This is a genomic window from Flavimobilis soli (assembly GCF_002564025.1).
GTDB classification, from domain to species: Bacteria; Actinomycetota; Actinomycetes; order Actinomycetales; family Cellulomonadaceae; genus Flavimobilis; species Flavimobilis soli.
Genome location: NZ_PDJH01000001.1, coordinates 2,168,554 through 2,184,744 on the forward strand (window position 1 = coordinate 2,168,554; position 16,191 = coordinate 2,184,744).

At 73.3% G+C, this 16,191-nt stretch carries 12 protein-coding genes and 1 riboswitch; of the genes, 8 read left to right on the plus strand and 4 right to left on the minus strand.

What is annotated here, in order from left to right; translation table 11 throughout:
- Positions 1-139 precede the first annotated feature (139 nt).
- Positions 140-247, plus strand: a riboswitch (SAM riboswitch).
- Positions 248-607: 360 nt separating this feature from the next.
- The 5 genes from ATL41_RS09855 to ATL41_RS09875 all read left to right on the plus strand — a co-directional run bounded on the left by ATL41_RS09855 (position 608) and on the right by ATL41_RS09875 (position 5,953).
- Positions 608-1,585, plus strand: coding sequence for an LLM class oxidoreductase (locus ATL41_RS09855; RefSeq protein WP_098459035.1), 978 nt, complete (start codon positions 608-610; stop codon positions 1,583-1,585).
- Positions 1,586-2,165: 580 nt separating this feature from the next.
- Positions 2,166-3,419, plus strand: a complete 1,254-nt coding sequence (locus ATL41_RS09860; protein ID WP_245854743.1) for an MFS transporter — start codon at positions 2,166-2,168, stop codon at positions 3,417-3,419.
- A gap of 65 nt (positions 3,420-3,484) precedes the next feature.
- Positions 3,485-3,850 (plus strand): PadR family transcriptional regulator, encoded by a 366-nt coding sequence (locus tag ATL41_RS09865; RefSeq protein ID WP_098458321.1) that lies wholly within the window; start codon positions 3,485-3,487, stop codon positions 3,848-3,850.
- Positions 3,850-4,563, plus strand: a complete 714-nt coding sequence (locus tag ATL41_RS09870) for an HAAS signaling domain-containing protein (protein WP_098458322.1) — start codon at positions 3,850-3,852, stop codon at positions 4,561-4,563. The genes ATL41_RS09865 and ATL41_RS09870 overlap by 1 nt, the downstream gene beginning before the upstream one ends.
- 118 nt (positions 4,564-4,681) lie before the next feature.
- A complete protein-coding gene (locus ATL41_RS09875; RefSeq protein WP_219810388.1) occupies positions 4,682-5,953 on the plus strand; it encodes an aspartate aminotransferase type Ic in 1,272 nt (423 codons plus the stop codon).
- A gap of 223 nt (positions 5,954-6,176) precedes the next feature.
- Here the strand turns inward: ATL41_RS09875 and ATL41_RS09880 are convergent, their stop codons facing one another.
- The 4 genes from ATL41_RS09880 to ATL41_RS09895 form a co-directional block, all read right to left on the minus strand.
- Positions 6,177-7,409: a hypothetical protein gene (locus ATL41_RS09880; protein WP_098458323.1), complete on the minus strand. Its 1,233-nt coding sequence runs from the start codon at positions 7,407-7,409 to the stop codon at positions 6,177-6,179.
- Positions 7,406-7,957: an RNA polymerase sigma factor gene (locus ATL41_RS09885; protein WP_098458324.1), complete on the minus strand. Its 552-nt coding sequence runs from the start codon at positions 7,955-7,957 to the stop codon at positions 7,406-7,408. Before ATL41_RS09885 ends, ATL41_RS09880 begins: the two co-directional genes overlap by 4 nt.
- Positions 7,958-8,253: 296 nt before the next feature.
- On the minus strand, positions 8,254-9,984 hold the full coding sequence (locus tag ATL41_RS09890; RefSeq protein WP_098458325.1) for a hypothetical protein: 1,731 nt from the start codon (positions 9,982-9,984) through the stop codon (positions 8,254-8,256).
- The gene (locus tag ATL41_RS09895) at positions 9,981-10,532 is read right to left on the minus strand and encodes an RNA polymerase sigma factor (RefSeq protein WP_098458326.1); all 552 of its coding nucleotides are present in this window, start codon (positions 10,530-10,532) and stop codon (positions 9,981-9,983) included. Before ATL41_RS09895 ends, ATL41_RS09890 begins: the two co-directional genes overlap by 4 nt.
- A 480-nt stretch (positions 10,533-11,012) precedes the next feature.
- On the opposite strand from ATL41_RS09895, the gene ATL41_RS09900 reads away from it, so the two are divergent.
- The 3 genes from ATL41_RS09900 to ATL41_RS09910 all read left to right on the plus strand — a co-directional run bounded on the left by ATL41_RS09900 (position 11,013) and on the right by ATL41_RS09910 (position 16,057).
- On the plus strand, positions 11,013-13,319 hold the full coding sequence (locus ATL41_RS09900; RefSeq protein ID WP_098458327.1) for a sodium-translocating pyrophosphatase: 2,307 nt from the start codon (positions 11,013-11,015) through the stop codon (positions 13,317-13,319).
- Positions 13,320-13,467: 148 nt separating this feature from the next.
- On the plus strand, positions 13,468-14,442 hold the full coding sequence (locus ATL41_RS13310) for a hypothetical protein (RefSeq protein WP_098458328.1): 975 nt from the start codon (positions 13,468-13,470) through the stop codon (positions 14,440-14,442).
- A 28-nt stretch (positions 14,443-14,470) separates the two neighbouring features.
- A complete protein-coding gene (locus ATL41_RS09910; RefSeq protein ID WP_098458329.1) occupies positions 14,471-16,057 on the plus strand; it encodes a DUF7059 domain-containing protein in 1,587 nt (528 codons plus the stop codon).
- The last annotated feature ends 134 nt before the right edge of the window (positions 16,058-16,191 follow it).

The following is a 16,191-nucleotide window of genomic DNA, read 5'->3' on the forward strand; positions in this document are numbered from 1 at the left end:
ATCCTCGCACCCGGTCCGTGCCCGCCCAGTGATCCAGGCGTGGACACCTGTTGACACCCCTGGAAGCCCCGCCTAGATTGCGCAGTAATTCCGGAACGCAGGGTGAAAAGCCAGGCTCTGGAAGGACTCGACAGGACAAGGTCACGAGTACCAGCGACAAGCCCCGGCTCGCTGGTCAGCAACCCTCCCGCGCGGTGGGGTGCTCCGGGTGAGGACCTGGCACCGACCCTCGGTGCAAGAGCGCAGCCGCGAGAGCGGTTCGGACAGGAGACACGCACGATGATGGCAGGACGGCTTCGCACCCCCGCGTCGATCTCGCTCGCCCCGGTGATGTGTATGGCCTGTATGCCCTGCGGGTCCGTCGCCTGTTGTCACCGCGACTGACCCGCTGAGGTCCGCCCAGCGCGGACCTTCTGCCGGCGACCGCCGCCGCGCCCCGGGCGCGGACGACGGCGCCTGACCGTCCTTCACCGGACACCGCCGATGCCGGCTCTCAGAGCCCCCGGCCGTTGCAGTCACCTCGGCGCACGCTGCGCACCGTCCCACACGACGACGTGAGTCCGTGGGGTCGGTGCTGCGCGCCGCCGTCACGCAGAGAGCGAAAGCCATGACCTCGAGCACCACCCGCACCAGCACCACCGACCGTCAGATCCACCTGGGCATCGACCTCACGAGCGCCGGCGCCCGCCGCGTCACGAGCCGCGTCCCCGTCGCGTCGTTCGCGAGCGCGTTCGACGCCGAGCGGCTCGCCGACCTCGTCGCCGCGGCGCAGCGCGGCACGCTCGACTTCGTCGCGATCGACGACACCTTCCGCCTCCAGCCCGAGACCGTCGGGCTGCTGCGCGGCCGCCTCGACGCGGCGGTCGTCGCGTCACGCCTCGGCAAGACGACGCGCGGCGTCGGCCTCGTCGCGACGATCTCGCCCGAGGCGACCGACCCGGAGCACGTCGCGACCGCGCTGCAGACGATCAGCCGCGTGTCCGGCGGCCGCGCCGGCTGGCAGGTCGACGGCAGCGCGCCCGACCGTGCCGTGACGGCGGTGACGCGAGCGGTCTCGTCGGTCGCGCCGACCGTCGTGCGCGTCCGCACGGATGCGCAGCTCGAGCGCGCTGCCCGCCACGCGGACGTCCTGCGCATCGCGGCGACGGACCTGGACTCGGCGCTCGAGCAGCGCCGTCGGGCCCGCACGATCGCCGTCGAGGCCGGCCGCTCGGCCGACGACGTCCTCGCGCTCGTCGACGTCTACGCCGTCACGGGTCCCGACGCGGAGAGCGCGCAGGCGCGCGTCGAGCTGCTCGACGCGTTCGAGGGGACCGACGTCGTCGCGCAGCACTCCGACTCGCTCATCCACGTGGGCACGCCGCTCGACCTCGCCGAGCTCGCGGAGGCCTGGTTCGCGGCGGGCGCCGTCGACGGTTTCGTCGTGACGCCGTCGTCCCTCGTCGCGGACGTCGCGGGCCTGGTCGACGGCGTCGTGCCGGCGCTCCGGGCGAGCGGCCTGTTCCGCCGCGAGTACCCGGGGGCGACGCTGCGCGAGTCCCTCGCGCTCACGCCGTCGGGCGTGGAGGCCCTCGCCGGCGTCTGACCTCGCTCGTCCGACGCCCCGCCCGGTCCTCTCCGGGCGGGGCGTCGTCGTGTCCAGGGGCCCCCACGGATCGCCCTGGTGCACACCTGTGGCGTGCAACGGAGCGATTGGTCGGGACGGGGGAGCGACGGATCGCCCTGGTGCACACCTGTGGCGTGCAACGGAGCGATTGGTCGGGACGGGGGAGCGACGGATCGCCCTGGTGCACACCTGTGGCGTGCAACGGAGCGATCGGTCGGGACGGGTGAGCGACGGACCGCCCTGGTGCACACCTGTGGCGTGCCACGCAGCGATCGGTCGGGCGAGCTCGCACCGGGCGCGTCCGGGAAGGGCCCCGCGGCGGCGGGCGGCGTCAGTGGGGCGCCACACCGCAGCCGGAGGGGCTGTCTGCGCTGGTGGGTGGGGTCGCTCACAAGCCGGGCGCGTTCTGGTACGTGCGTGCTAACGTCGACGACGGTGCCCATCGGCACCCGATCGAGCGTGAGCCCGTCGCCACCGCGGCACGGGCCCACCCACGGCGTGCATCACCTGCTCCTCGTAGCAAGGCGGCACCAGCCAGACCTTTCTAGGAGCACTTGAGTTGAGCATCGTCACGCCCGCGCGCCCCGACGCCACCGCGGCCGGCACCGAGCACGTCCCCACCCTGATCGCCGCGACCGGCCTCGGCTACTATCCCCTCGCCTTCGTCGCGCGTCTCCCGTTCGCGATGGTCGTCGTCGGCGTCCTCACGTACGTCGTCGCGATGACCGGGTCGGTCGCCCTCGGCGGCCTCGCCGCGGGTGCGGTCGGCGTCGGCGTCGTGATCGCCGGGCCGGTCGTCGGGGCGACGGTCGACCGCCGCGGACAGCGCACGGTCCTTCCCGCGGTCGCTCTCGCGAACGTCGTCGCGGTGCTCGCTCTCGCGTTCGCCGTCGGGCAGGGCGTGCCGAGCTGGGCCGTCGTCGCGTGCTCGTTCCTCGCGGGTGCGACTGTCCCGCAGGTCGCGCCGCTGTCGCGGACGCGCCTCGTGACGCTCGTGGGCGAGCGCCTCGCGCCGAACCGCCGGGTCAAGGCGTTCGCGCGGGTCATGTCGTACGAGTCGGCCGTCGACGAGACGGCGTTCGTCGTCGGGCCCGTGCTCGTCGGCCTGCTCGCGGCGTGGATCGCGCCGTGGCTGCCGCTCGTCACCGCGGCCGCGCTGAGCCTGACGGCGGTCGTCGCCTTCGCGCTGCACCCGACGGGCGCGGTCCGGGCGCACGCGGCGCACGACGCCGAGCGCGCCCCGCTGCGCGAGGTCGTCCGCGCCCGCGTGCTCGTCGTCGTCGCGGGAGCCTTCGCGGTCGGTCTTTTCTTCGGGGCGACGCTGACGTCGCTCACCGCGCACATGGGTGCGCAGGGTCGCGCGGACGACGCCGGCCTGCTGTACGGCGCGATGGGTCTGACGTCCGCGACGCTCGCGCTCGGGGCGGCGGCGCTGCCGCGCGCGTTCGTCGCGCGGTGGCGCTGGGTGGGCTTCGCGGTCGTGATCGCGGCGTCGGCTGCGTTCTACGCGCAGCTCGGGGTGTCGGCGCGCCCGACGGTCGCACTGCTGCTCATGGGCATGGGTGTGGGCCCGGTGCTCGTGACGCTGCTGAGCATGGCGTCGGACCGCAGCCCGGTCGGGCGTGCGGCGACGACGATGACGCTCGCGACGGCGGCGCTGAGCCTCGCGCAGGCGCTCGCGTCGGCGCTGACGGGCCAGGTCGCGGAGCGCGTGGGCGCGCCCGCGGCGATGTGGCTGCCGCTCGCGGCTGCGGGGCTGCTGCTCGTGCTGGGCGGCGTGAACGTCCTGGTGGAGCGCCGCGCGGGGCGCTGACCGGACGGCACGGCCCCTCGAGCTGGTAGGTAGACAGTCTGACTAGGTAGCGATACGTTCTAGTCATGTCCGAGAACGCATGGCCCGCCGAGTGGCTCCGTGGCGTCCTCGAGCCGTGCGTGCTGCGCGTCCTCGCCGACGGCCCCACGTACGGCTACGCGATCGCCGAGCGCCTCGCCGACCTCGGCCTCGGCCGCCTGAAGGGCGGCACCCTCTACCCGCTCCTCGGGCGCATGGAGTCCTCCGGCTACGTCACCGTCGAGTGGCGCGCCGGCGCGGGCGGCCCCGGGCGCAAGTTCTACGAGCTCACCGAGGCAGGCCGCACCGCGCTCGCGGACGCGACCGCCCGCTGGGAGCAGTTCACGACGACGACCCGCTCGATCCTCGCGCCTGCGGCGGACCGACCGGACCCGACCCCGGAGGTGCTCTGATGGCACACGCCCCCGACCCGACGTCCCTCGCACCCCACCTCGACGCCGCCTGGGTCGACGACTTCGTCGTCCGGCTCCGGCTGCGTGACGTCCCCGGCGACCGCATCGGCGACGCCCTCGCGGAGGTCGACGCGCACTGCGCCGACTCGGGCGAGACCGCCCTCGAGGCGTTCGGCGACCCGACCGGGTACGCGGACAGCCTCGACCTGCCGAGCGAGCCCGACGAGGCGGGCGTGCGTCGCACCCTCGTCGGCAGCGGCCTGCAGATCGCCGGTCTGCTCCTCGCGCCGCAGGCCGTCGGCACGCTCGCGACCGGCGGACGCCTGCCGATCACCGCCGGCGCCGTGACGACCCTCGCTGTCACCCTCGCGGTCCTCGCCGCCGTCGCGACGTGGCACGACCAGCTGCTGCGCCACGTGCTCGCACGGCCCTGGCCGTGGAGCATCGGCGCTGGCCTCCTGGCCAGCGCGAGCGTCCTGCCCATGCTGCTCTGGGAGTCGCCCGTGGCCGACGTCGACCCGTGGGTCGGCATCATCGCCGCCGTCGCCCTGCTCGCGGCAGGCGTCGTCGTCCAGGCGCGCGCCCTCGGTGCGGGCGACCCCGTCCTCCTGCCGGGCGCAGAGCGACCCGCACCGCGCGTCGACGCGGTCGTGTGGATGATGCCGGCGGCCGCCGTCGTGCTCAGCGCGTTCGCGTGGTTCGTCGCGCGCTGAACCTCCCCCCACGAGACGGTCGCGGTCCCCTAGGATCGGACGTGGTCGCCCGGCGCCCCGCCCGGCGGCCGCACACCACGACACGACCACCCGGCCAGGCCGGTGAGAGGCGTCAGCGATGTCCACAGCGTTCGAGTCCATGAGCCCCGACGAGCTGGCCGCGGAGCGCGCGCGCCTCACGGCCGCGTACGCGGACCTGAAGGCGAAGAACCTCAGCCTGGACCTCACGCGCGGCAAGCCCGCGCCGGCGCAGCTCGACCTCTCGAACGAGATGCTCACCCTGCCGGGCGAGGACTTCCGCGACGGCACCGGCCTCGACACGCGCAACTACGGTGGCACGCAGGGGCTCACCGAGCTGCGGACGATCTTCTCCGAGCTGCTGTCGATCCCCGTCGAGAACCTCGTCGCGGGCAACAACGCGAGCCTCGAGATCATGCACGACCTCATCGTGTTCGCGACCCTCTACGGCACGCCCGACTCCCCGCGCCCCTGGGGCAAGGAGGAGAAGGTCCGCTGGCTCGCGCCCGTGCCCGGCTACGACCGCCACTTCGCGATCACCGAGCACCTCGGCTTCGAGATGATCCCGGTCCCGCTGAACGAGGACGGGCCCGACGTCGAGGCCGTCACGAGGCTCGTCGCGCAGGACCCGACGATCAAGGGCATGTGGACCGTGCCGACGTACTCGAACCCGACGGGCGCCGTCTTCTCGGAGGAGGTCACGCGCGCGCTCCTGCGGATGCCGACGGCCGCCCCCGACTTCCGCATCGTCTGGGACAACGCCTACGCCGTGCACACGCTCGTCGAGGAGGGCGCCCCGGCGCTGCCGATCGTCGACCTCGCGGCGCAGGAGGGCAACCCGAACCGCGTGTGGGCGGTCGCGTCGACCTCGAAGATCACCTTCGCCGGCGCGGGCGTGAGCTTCTTCGGCAGCTCCGCCGAGAACATGGCCTGGTACCAGAAGCACTACTCGATCAAGGCGATCGGCCCGGACAAGGTCAACCACCTGCGCCACGTCCGCTTCTTCAAGGACGCCGCCGGCGTGCGCGCCCACATGGCGAAGCACCGCGAGATCCTCGCCCCGAAGTTCGACGCCGTCCTCGAGATCCTCGAGCAGCGTCTCGGCGGCAAGGGCATCGCCACGTGGACGCGCCCGGAGGGCGGCTACTTCATCAGCCTCGACGTCGTGCCCGGCACCGCGAAGCGCGTCGTCGAGCTTGCGAAGGAGGCGGGGATCTCGCTCACCGCGGCCGGCTCCGCGTTCCCGTATGGCAAGGACCCGGAGGACAAGAACATCCGCCTCGCCCCGAGCTTCCCGTCGCTCGACGACGTCAAGGCGTGCATGGACGGCGTCGCGACGTGCGTCCTGCTCGCGGCGGCCGAGGCAGCCTGACCTCCCCGCCCGCCGGACCGGCGGGCACCCGACACCGCGGCGCGCAGCACCGCGGAGCACAGCACCGCGGAGCAAAGCGCGCAGCGGCACACAGCGCAGCGGCCCGGGATCCCCCAGATCCCGGGCCGCTGCGCTTTCCCCCTGCGTCGCGCGGCCCCCGTGCGTCGCGCGGCCCCCGTGCGTCGCGCGACCCCCTGCGGCGCCCGACCGCCGCGTCGCGCCGTCAGTCGAGGACGACGTCCGCGATCTTGTCGACGACCGTGACCGGGACGTTGCTGTCCGGCGCCCACGCTGCGTCCTGGCTCTGGCCCTCCTTGAGGACGAGGTCGACGGCGCCCCACAGCTCGTAGGTGCCCGACGCCAGCCTCTCGCCGTCGGCGCACGCCATCACCGGGACGAGGGCGGGGCGGTCGGCGCTGCCCTCGGACGGGATCTCGACGAGGTCCACCTGCTCGTCGACGTCGTCGGCGGCGAGGTCGAGCGGCTTGCCGACGACGCGACCGTCCTTGACGAGGACGCCGCGGACGGCGCCCACGTTCGCGAGGTAGTCGACGTCGGACGCGTTCGTGATCGAGACGGTCGTCGACCAGACGCCCTTCGCGACGTCGTCCTTGTCGACGACCATGCCGAGCTCGTCAGGGCCCGTGAAACCGAAGCCCTGCTCCACCGCCGCAGGAGCAACGTCGCACGCGAACGTCGTGCCGGCCGTCGCACCGGTCGTCGGGGAGAGCACCGTGACGGGCGCGCTCCACAGGCGGACCGGCGTGCCGGTGCCCCAGCCCTTCTGGCTCGACGTCCAGGTCTCCTGGGACCAGGCCGCCGTCTCGGCGTCGAGGTACGCGTAGACCTCGTACGGCTCGCCCTCGGGGGCGTCGGACCCGTCACACATCGTCGGGGTCGTGGGTGAGAGCGGCTCCGACGTCGTGCGCGCCCCGACCACGTCCTCGCGGAAGGGCGTCGGTGTCTGCGTCGTCGTGCCGATGACGACGCCGTCGCGCACGAGCGCGTAGCTGACCCAGCCGGTCGACCCGATCACGAGGTCCTCGTCGGTGTCGTTGACGATCACCATCTCCGGGATCGCGTTCGACCTGGACGCGCCGGTCGCGGCCGCGAGGTGCAGATCGCCCCAGGCGGCCCCGCTCACCGAGGTGCCGCACGCCGGGAACGTGGCCGGGGTCTCGGGTGCCGGCGACGCCGGAACCGCAGGTTCTGCGGTGAGGCGCCCGGCGTACTGTGTGATGCCGACACCGACGGCGGCGACCGTGGCCACGGTCGCGACGGCAGCGATGCTGCGGGTGCGGGCGCGCCGGACGCGCAGCGCGGTGGCACGGCGCCGGACGGACGCGATCATCGCGTCGTCGGACAGGGTCGAGAACCCTGCCTCCTCCTCGGCGGACGCGCCGATCGCTTCGAGGAGGTCAGGGAGGTCAGGGCTGGTTCCGTGGTGCTGGTTCATCGCACACCTCCGATGGTGATCGCGTCGAGGTCGTCGAGGTGGGCGGCGGGCAGCGGGCCCACCATCCCCTCGAGCCGGGAGACAGCGTCGGAGAGATAGCGCTTGACGGTCCCGACCGCGAGCGAGAGCTCGGCGGCGATCTGCGCGACCGTCATGTCCTCGTAGAACCTGAGGACGACGCACGCCCGCTCGCGTGGGCCCAGTGCGCTGAGCGCACGCTGGACGTCGATCCGCACCGGGACGGTGTCGGGGGTGGACTCGCCTGTCGGCGGCTGTACGTCGGGTGTCACCACGAGGTGCCGGAGAGTCGCCCAGTGCCGGCGGCGGCGGAACCCGTCGATGTACGTGTTGCGGATCGCCCGCCGCACGTACGCCTCGAGCGCGTCGACCTCGTGGGGGAGGCGTCGGCCCCCGAACACGGAGACGAGCGCGTCCTGGACGAGGTCCTCCGCCTCGCGGAGGTCGGAGCAGAGCAGGAAGGCATATGCCGTGAGCGCTCTGCGGCGTTGCCGCACGAGCGCGTCGAGTGCCTGCTCCCAGCCGTCCATCAGATCCCCTGTGCCTGCGTCGTCGTGCTGTCCGTCCTGCTGTCACAAGCCCAGACGAACGAGAGGCGGAAAAGGTTGGGGTCGCCCTGTGACGAGATCACGGTAGGGGCGCGGACCCACGCCGAGGTCGGCGCGCGGGTCTGGCTCGGGGGAAATCAGACCAGCGCGCCGACCTCGGCCTCGGGGGATGGGGTCCGGCGTCGGCAGGGCCCGGGCGGCACGCCCCCTGCGCGTGCCGCCCGATGCCTGCCTTTACCCCCTTGTGTCGTGGGCGGCCCAGGTCTTGCACTGCCGTCTCAGGAAATCCTGACGGAGCCCAGGCGGCCGATCGAGACCTCGCTCGAGCCGCCCTCCGGGGTGACCTCGAGCTGGGCCCAGACCTCGTACGTCCCGGCGGGGAGCGGCTCGGCGGAGCCGCACACCTGGGTGCTGAACCCGGCGGCGGTCTTCGCGGAGCCTCCGGGACCCAGGTCGACGGTGGACGGGACTTCCTCGAGCGTCGTCGTGCGGACCTCCCCGACGACGCGGCCGTCGAGCGTGAGGACCGTCTGGATCGCCTTGCCGAGCTTGCCGCGGAAGGAGACGCGCTCGTCCTCGTTGATGAGGTCGACCGCGATCTCGGTGGCCGCGTCACCGTTCACGAAGGTCTCGCCCGGCTCGCCGAGCGTGAGCGCCGTGTCGGAGTAGCCGGGCACCGCGGCCGCGCACTCGGGGAAGACGGCGAGCGGGTCGACCTTCGGCAGGACGGGCGCGTCACCGAGGGTGACGTGCTCGCGCTGCGCGAAGACGGTGAACTCGTAGTCGGGGACCCACATCCTGGCGACGACGAGCATCTCGTACTCGCCGGCCGCGAGCGGCTGTCCGGTCTGGCAGTCGACGCCGGAGATCTCCGGGAAGAACGCCTCGGCCGGGGTGGCGCCCGTCTCCTCGACCGTCGACCGCCACGCGTCGGGCGAGCCGACGTACCAGGGATCCTCGCCGTTCGACGTGACGCGGGTGGAGACGACCTTGCCGTCGCGGATCAGGTACACCTCGACGTCGTCGCCGAAGTAGGTGTCGCCCGTGACGCTGCTGACGTCGAGGCGCACCTTGCGCCTCACGACGTCCTCGATGGGGAGCGCGTCCTGCGGAGGCGTGACCTCGGCGAGGACGACGGGCTTGCCGTTCATCTGCGGGAAGTCGGGGGCGGTGATCTCGCTCGTCGGCATCGCGCACGAGAGCGCGGGCTCCTGCGACCCGCCGACGGTCGGTCCGACGCGGAGCTTCCACGGGCCGCCCCACACGCGGGCGCTCGTGGGCGCGGCACCCTCGCTCGCAGCGTCGGTGACGGTCGCGTCGACGTACGAGTAGACGTCGTACTCGCCGGCGACCTCGGACTCGGGGCCGTCGCACATCGCGATGCCGGCACGCTCGAGCGGCTCGCCGTGGTCGCCGGGGGAGAGGTTCTCCTGGCGGTACGGCTCGGGCATCGCGTCCGTCGCGCCGACGACGACGCCGTCGCGCACGAGCACGAACGCGGAGTACCCGGTCGACCCGACCGACAGGGCGCTGTCGCCCTGGTTGGTGAACGTGACCTCGAAGATGTCGTCGATGCTCTGGACGGCGACAGGCGAGGCGCCGGCGGGCGTCGACACCGCTGGTCCGCCGTCGGCCTCCTCGTACGCGTCGGTCGCGAGGCGCAACCCCGTCGTGTGCTCGAGCTCGCCGACCGTGGCCCCGCACGCGGGGAACGCCGCAGCCGGGTCGACCGACGGCGTCTGCGACGCAGGCGGCGGAGGCACGGTCGCGCCGCCGATGTTCTGCGCGATGACGACGCCGCCCACCGCGATCGCCGCGACGCTCGCCGCCGCGACGAGAGCGCGGGAGCGGGTCTGCCGGCGACGGGCGGCCAGGCCGTGCCGCCGCGCGGTCGCGAGCATCGCCTCGGGCGTGCGGCCCGCGTGCGTCTCGGCTGCCGAGTCGGCGAGGGTGTGGAGGATGTCGGACAGGTGCTCCGGACGGGACCGGTCGCGGTCGTGACGGTTCATCGGGTGCCTCCGGGGGCTGCGTCGTCCAGGTCGTCGAGGTGGGCGTCCGCGAGCGGGCCCAGGTGCTGCTCGAGCCGGGCGACGGCGTCGTGCAGGTAGCGCTTCACGCTGCCGAGGCTCAGCGAGAGCTCGGAGGCGATCTGCGGGACGGTCATGTCCTCGTAGAAGCGCAGTACGACGCACGCCCGCTCGCGCGGCGACAGCAGCGCGAGGGCGCGCTGCGCGTCGAGCCGTGCGGGGACGTGGTCGACCGTCGCGACGTCCGACGGCGGCTGCGACTCGGGTGCGACGTGCAGGTGGCGCACGGTCGCCCAGCGCTTGCGACGGCGGAAGCCGTCGAGGAACGTGTTGCGGATCGTGCGGCGCACGTACGCCTCGGCGCTGCGCACGTCGTCGGGCCCTCGACGCCGCGTGTAGGCGGCGATGAGCGCGTCCTGGACGAGGTCCTCGGCCTCGGCGAGGTCCCCGGTGAGGAGGAACGCCGAGGAGACGAGGGCGGACGTCCGGGTCCGCACGAGGTCTTCGAGCGCCTCTTCCCAGCCGGTCATGCCTGTCATGGTCCCCCTCGGTGCGTAGATCTTGGCGCTCGGCGCCGGGGACGCGCCGGACGGGCCGCCGTCGGGGGCGGCAGGCACCGCTCTCAACGTCGGACGTCGCGCGTCCCGGGCGGCCGGCCACGCGGCGGGGGGCGTCGGACGTGCGTCCGCTGCTCCTGCTTGCACGGTGTGCCTCCCTGTCATGGCGGGCACGTCGTCCCCGACGCCCCGGTGGGCGCCCTGCTGGGTGCCTCTACCGGGTATGACGTCTCCCGGCGGCGAATCGTTGGGGCGCTCGACACGGTGGCGGCGCCAGGGTCACAGGTTGATCACGCCCGGGGTTGCGGCTGAACGTTTCGTCCCCGATGAGTAGGCTGACGGCAACCCGGACGACGATGGGGTCGTTCGGGCCTTCGCACCTTCCCGCCCGGCACGGCTCCGGCCGCGCCTGAGGCGCACGGTGCGCTGACCGCCGCACGTCGAGGAGGACGCATGCAGCTAGGAAGCGCCAGCCTGACCATCGTCACCGTGATCGCCGTCGTCGCGATCCTCGCGCTCGTCGTGGCGGTGGTGCTCAGACGGCAGGTCCTCGCCGCGGGCGAGGGCACACCGCGGATGCAGGAGATCGCCCGAGCGATCCAGGAAGGCGCCTCGGCCTACCTCAACCGTCAGTTCCGCACGCTCCTGCTCTTCGCGGTGATCGTGTTCGGCCTGCTCTTCCTGCTGCCCGGCGACGCCGGCGTGCGGATCGGGCGGTCCGTCGCGTTCCTGTTCGGCGCGGGCTTCTCCGCAGCGATCGGCTACCTCGGCATGTGGCTCGCCGTCCGCGCGAACCTGCGCGTCGCGGCGGCTGCCCAGGTGACCGGCACGGTCGACTCCCGCCGCGGTGAGGGCGCGCGCATCGCGTTCCGCACGGGCGGCGTCGTCGGCATGAGCGTCGTCGGGCTCGGCCTGCTCGGCGCGTGCGCCGTCGTGCTCGTCTACCGCGCGGACGCGCCCGCCGTGCTCGAGGGCTTCGGCTTCGGGGCCGCGCTGCTCGCCATGTTCATGCGCGTCGGCGGCGGCATCTTCACGAAGGCGGCCGACGTCGGCGCCGACCTCGTCGGCAAGGTCGAGCAGAACATCCCTGAGGACGACCCGCGCAACGCCGCGACGATCGCCGACAACGTCGGCGACAACGTCGGAGACTGCGCGGGCATGGCTGCCGACCTCTTCGAGTCGTACGCGGTGATGCTCGTCGCGGCGCTCATCCTCGGCAAGGCCGTCTTCGGGGAGCAGGGCCTCGTGTTCCCGCTGATCGTCACGGCCGTCGGCGCGCTCGTCGCGGTGCTCGGCGTCGCGATCACACGCGTGCGTCCGGGCGAGAGCGGGCTGCGTGCGATCTACCGAGGCTTCTACGTCTCCGCGCTCGTGGGCGCGGTCCTCGCCGGTCTCGCGGCGTTCCTCTACCTGCCGTCGAGCTTCGGTGCGATCGAGGGAGTCGCCGCCGACCTCGCGGGCAAGACGGGCGACCCGCGTCTGATGACGTCGGGCGCCGTCGTCATCGGCGTGCTGCTCGCCGGCATCATCCTGTGGGTCACGGGCTACTTCACGGGCACGACGTCGAAGCCCACGCTGCACGTCGCCCGCACCTCCCAGACCGGTGCGGCGACCGTCGTGCTCTCCGGCATCGGCGTCGGCTTCGAGTCGGCCGTGTACACGGCGGGCATCATCGCGGCCGCGATCTGCGGCGCGTTCCTCATCGCGGGCGGCTCCGTGTGGCTCGCGCTGTTCCTCATCGCGCTCGCGGGCTGCGGTCTGCTCACGACGGTCGGCGTCATCGTCGCGATGGACACGTTCGGCCCCGTCTCCGACAACGCTCAGGGCATCGCCGAGATGAGCGGCGACGTCGACGCCGAGGGCGCGCAGATCCTCACGGACCTCGACGCGGTCGGCAACACCACGAAGGCGATCACGAAGGGCATCGCGATCGCGACCGCCGTGCTCGCGGCGACCGCGCTCTTCGGCTCGTACGCCGACGCGGTCGCAACGGCGCTGCGCGACGTCGCGAACCCGGTCGGGGAGGACGGCATCGTCGCCGCTCTCCTGAGCTACCAGATCATCTCGCCGATCACGCTCGTCGGCGTGATCCTCGGAGGTGCGACCGTCTTCCTGTTCTCGGGTCTCGCGATCGACGCCGTGACCCGCGCCGCGGGCGCGATCGTCTTCGAGGTGCGTCGCCAGTTCCGCCACCACCCGGGGATCATGACGGGCGAGGAGCGCCCGGAGTACGGCCGCGTCGTCGACATCTGCACGCGCGACTCGCTGCGAGAGCTCGCGACGCCCGGCCTGCTCGCGGCGTTCGCACCGATCGCGGTCGGCTTCGGCCTCGGCGTCGGCCCGCTCGCGGGCTTCCTCGCGGGAGCGATCGGCGCGGGCGTCCTGATGGCCGTGTTCCTCGCGAACTCGGGCGGTGCGTGGGACAACGCGAAGAAGATCGTCGAGGACGGCGCGTACGGCGGGAAGAACTCTCCCGCGCACGCGGCCGTCGTCATCGGTGACACGGTCGGCGACCCCTTCAAGGACACGGCCGGTCCCGCGATCAACCCGCTCATCAAGGTCATGAACCTCGTGTCGGTGCTCATCGCGCCTGCGGTGGTCGCGATGAGCGTGCCGGCAGACGCCAACCATGTCCTGCGCGTCGCCGTCGCGACCGTCGCGGCGCTCGTCGCGATGGGCGCGGTCGTGTGGTCCCGCCTGCGGGCGGCGAACGTCGACGAGCAGGGCGAGCTCGAGCACGACATGGGCCTGCCGGGCTGACCAGCGCGGACGGGTGCAGCGAGGTGGGTCGCTGCACCCGTCGCTCGACTCGCAGGAATCGTGACGTTACGGGAGGATGCGTCCGGGACTCCGCTCGGGGGCCCGTGCGGTGACCGCGAGGTGCGGCACCTCCCTGTCAGGAGAACTGATGTCTTACCGCTTCAACCCCGCTCCCGGATGGCCCGTACCCCCGCAGGGGTGGGTCCCACCGGAGGGGTGGGTGCCCGACCCGTCGTGGCCGCCGGCGCCGGCAGGCTGGAACTTCTGGGTGGAGGTCCCTGACGCGCCGGTCGCCCCGGCAGCACCGCAGCAGCCCGCGCCGACGGCGCCGACGCGCGCCGTGACGACGCCGCCTCCTGCCGCCGCGAGCCCTGCGCCCGCCTCCGCGAGCCCTGCGGCGACGACCCCGATGCCGCCCGTCCCCCTGACGGGACCTGCCGGTGGCCCGACACCCTCGCCCGTCGCCCCGGCGAGCGTCCCGTACGCGCAGTACAACCACGTGCCGACCGCCGGCTCGGCGAGCCAGCCGGGTCTCGTCCAGGAGAACCGTCGTCGCAGCCCGCTGATCTGGCTCGTGCCGCTCGTCCTCGTGCTCCTTGGTGGGATCGCGTGGGGGATCGTCGCCCTCATGTCCGGCAACGACGACAAGCCGACAGGCGTCGCTGCCGCGACCGTCACGGTCACGCCGACGCCCACCGAGGCCGCCCCGACGAGCGAGCCGCCCGCAGACCCTGCACCGACCGAGCCGTCGACCGACGCTCCCGACACGCAGGAGCCGCCCGCGGGCGACGACGCGGCGAAGGCGTTCTGCCCCGCAGCGCTCTCCCTCTACACCGCGTTCGGCAAGGCCACCGCGACCGAGACGGTCGCGGAGTTCGTCGCGATCTACGAGCCGGCCGTCGCGGCGATGCCGCAGGCCGCGCCGCCCGCGGAGATCGCCGAGGCGTGGTCGTACAAGTACACGAACGACACCGAGATGATCGCCGCGATCAAGGGCGGCGACCAGGCGGTCGCACCGCTCGAGGCGTACATGGACTTCCAGGTGAAGCGCGCCCTCGCGGGCGACGACTTCGTCACGCACGAGACGGCGCTCACCGACTTCGTCTCCGACCGCTGCTACTGACGGGCGCGTCCGAGGGCAGGATGGACCCGTGAGCCATCCTCCGATCCTCGACGACGACGCCGCCCCTGACCTTCTCGCGCGGCTGCGCGCCGACCTCGTCGCCGCGGACTACACGGTCGCCGGCGTGCAGTCGCTGCTCGGCCCGCTCGCGTTCGACGCGCTGCACCGCGAGGAGGCGCTGCCCGCGCGCCGCGTCCTGCGTGGCGTGCTCGCGGCCGCGCGTGGGGAGAGCGCGGGGGATGCTCCGAGCGAGGCCGAGCGGCGCCGTGCGGCGCTCGCCGCCGTCTTCTTCCTCGGTGACACGCTCCTGAGTCACGAGCTCGCGCTCGCCCTGCCGACCCTCGGCCTCGACGGGGCGCGTGCGCTCGGCCTGACGCGCGACGTCGACCCGGGCCGCGTGCGTGCGCGCTTCGACCTGCGGCCCTACGCAGCCGACGACGCCGCAGGTCACCTCGACTGGTGGCTCGCGTCCGACCTCGGCGAGCTCGCGACCGGCGCGGGCCTCGAGCCCGATCACGTGCTCGGGGCTGGCGGCGCCTCGCTCACGCTCGCGCAGGTGACCGCGCGCCGCCCTGTCGGCCGCGTGCTCGACCTCGGCACGGGCTGCGGCATCCAGGCGCTGCACGCGTCCCGGCACGCCGAGCACGTCGTCGGCACGGACATCTCCCGCACGGCGCTCGAGTTCGCGCGGTTCAACGCGGCCCTCAACGGGGTAGCGCTCGAGCTGCGCGAGGGCTCGATGCTCGCGCCGGTCGCGGGGGAGACGTTCGACCTCGTCGTGTCGAACCCGCCGTTCGTCATCACGCCGCGTGCGTCCGCGGGCGTCGAGATGTTCGAGTACCGCGACGGCGGCCGCTCGGGCGACGACCTCGTGCGCGACCTGGTTGTGAACGTCGGCAGCGTGCTCGCGCCCGGCGGCGTCGTGCAGATGCTCGGCAACTGGGAGATCCGCCGCGGTCAGGACTGGACCGAGCGCGTGGGCGCCTGGCTCGACGCCGCCGGGCTCGACGGCTGGGTCATCCAGCGCGAGGTCCTCGACCCCGCGCAGTACGCGGAGACGTGGCTGCGCGACGGCGGCACCACGCCGGAGCGTGACCCTGAGGGCTTCGCGGCGATGTACGAGGCGTGGCTCGAGGACTTCGAGTCGCGCGACGTCGAGGCTGTCGGCTTCGGCATCGTCTACCTGCGCCGGCCGGTCGACGGCCGCGTCACGCTGCGCCGCCTCGAGGAGCACACCGGCTCGGTGCACCAGCCGCTCGGGGAGCACCTCGCGGCGTCGGTCGAGGCGCACGACTGGCTCGAGCATCGAGACGACGCGGCGCTCCTCGCCGAGCGTCTCGTCGTCGCGCCCGACGTCACCGAGGAGCGGTACCTCACTCCGGGCCAGGACGACCCGAACGTCGTGATCGTGCGGCAGGGAGGCGGCCTCGGACGGGGCGTGCACGCCTCGACGGCCCTCGCGGCCCTGGTCGGGGTGTGCGACGGCGAGCTGAGCGTCGGCCAGATCGTCGGTGCGATCGCGTCCCTGTTCGACGTCGACGCCTCCGAGCTTGCGGCCGACGTCCTGCCGGGCGTGCGCGGGCTCGTCCGGGACCTCTTCCTCACCCCGGCCTGACTGGGCTCACGGCCGTGCGGCGTCAGCGCCCCGATCGGCGGACCCCCGCTCACCGGCGCCTCGCTCGCCCGGTGCCCCGTCGTCATCCCGCCGAGAGTCGTCGCCCGGGTGGTCGCGCCGGCCGTCACGATGCT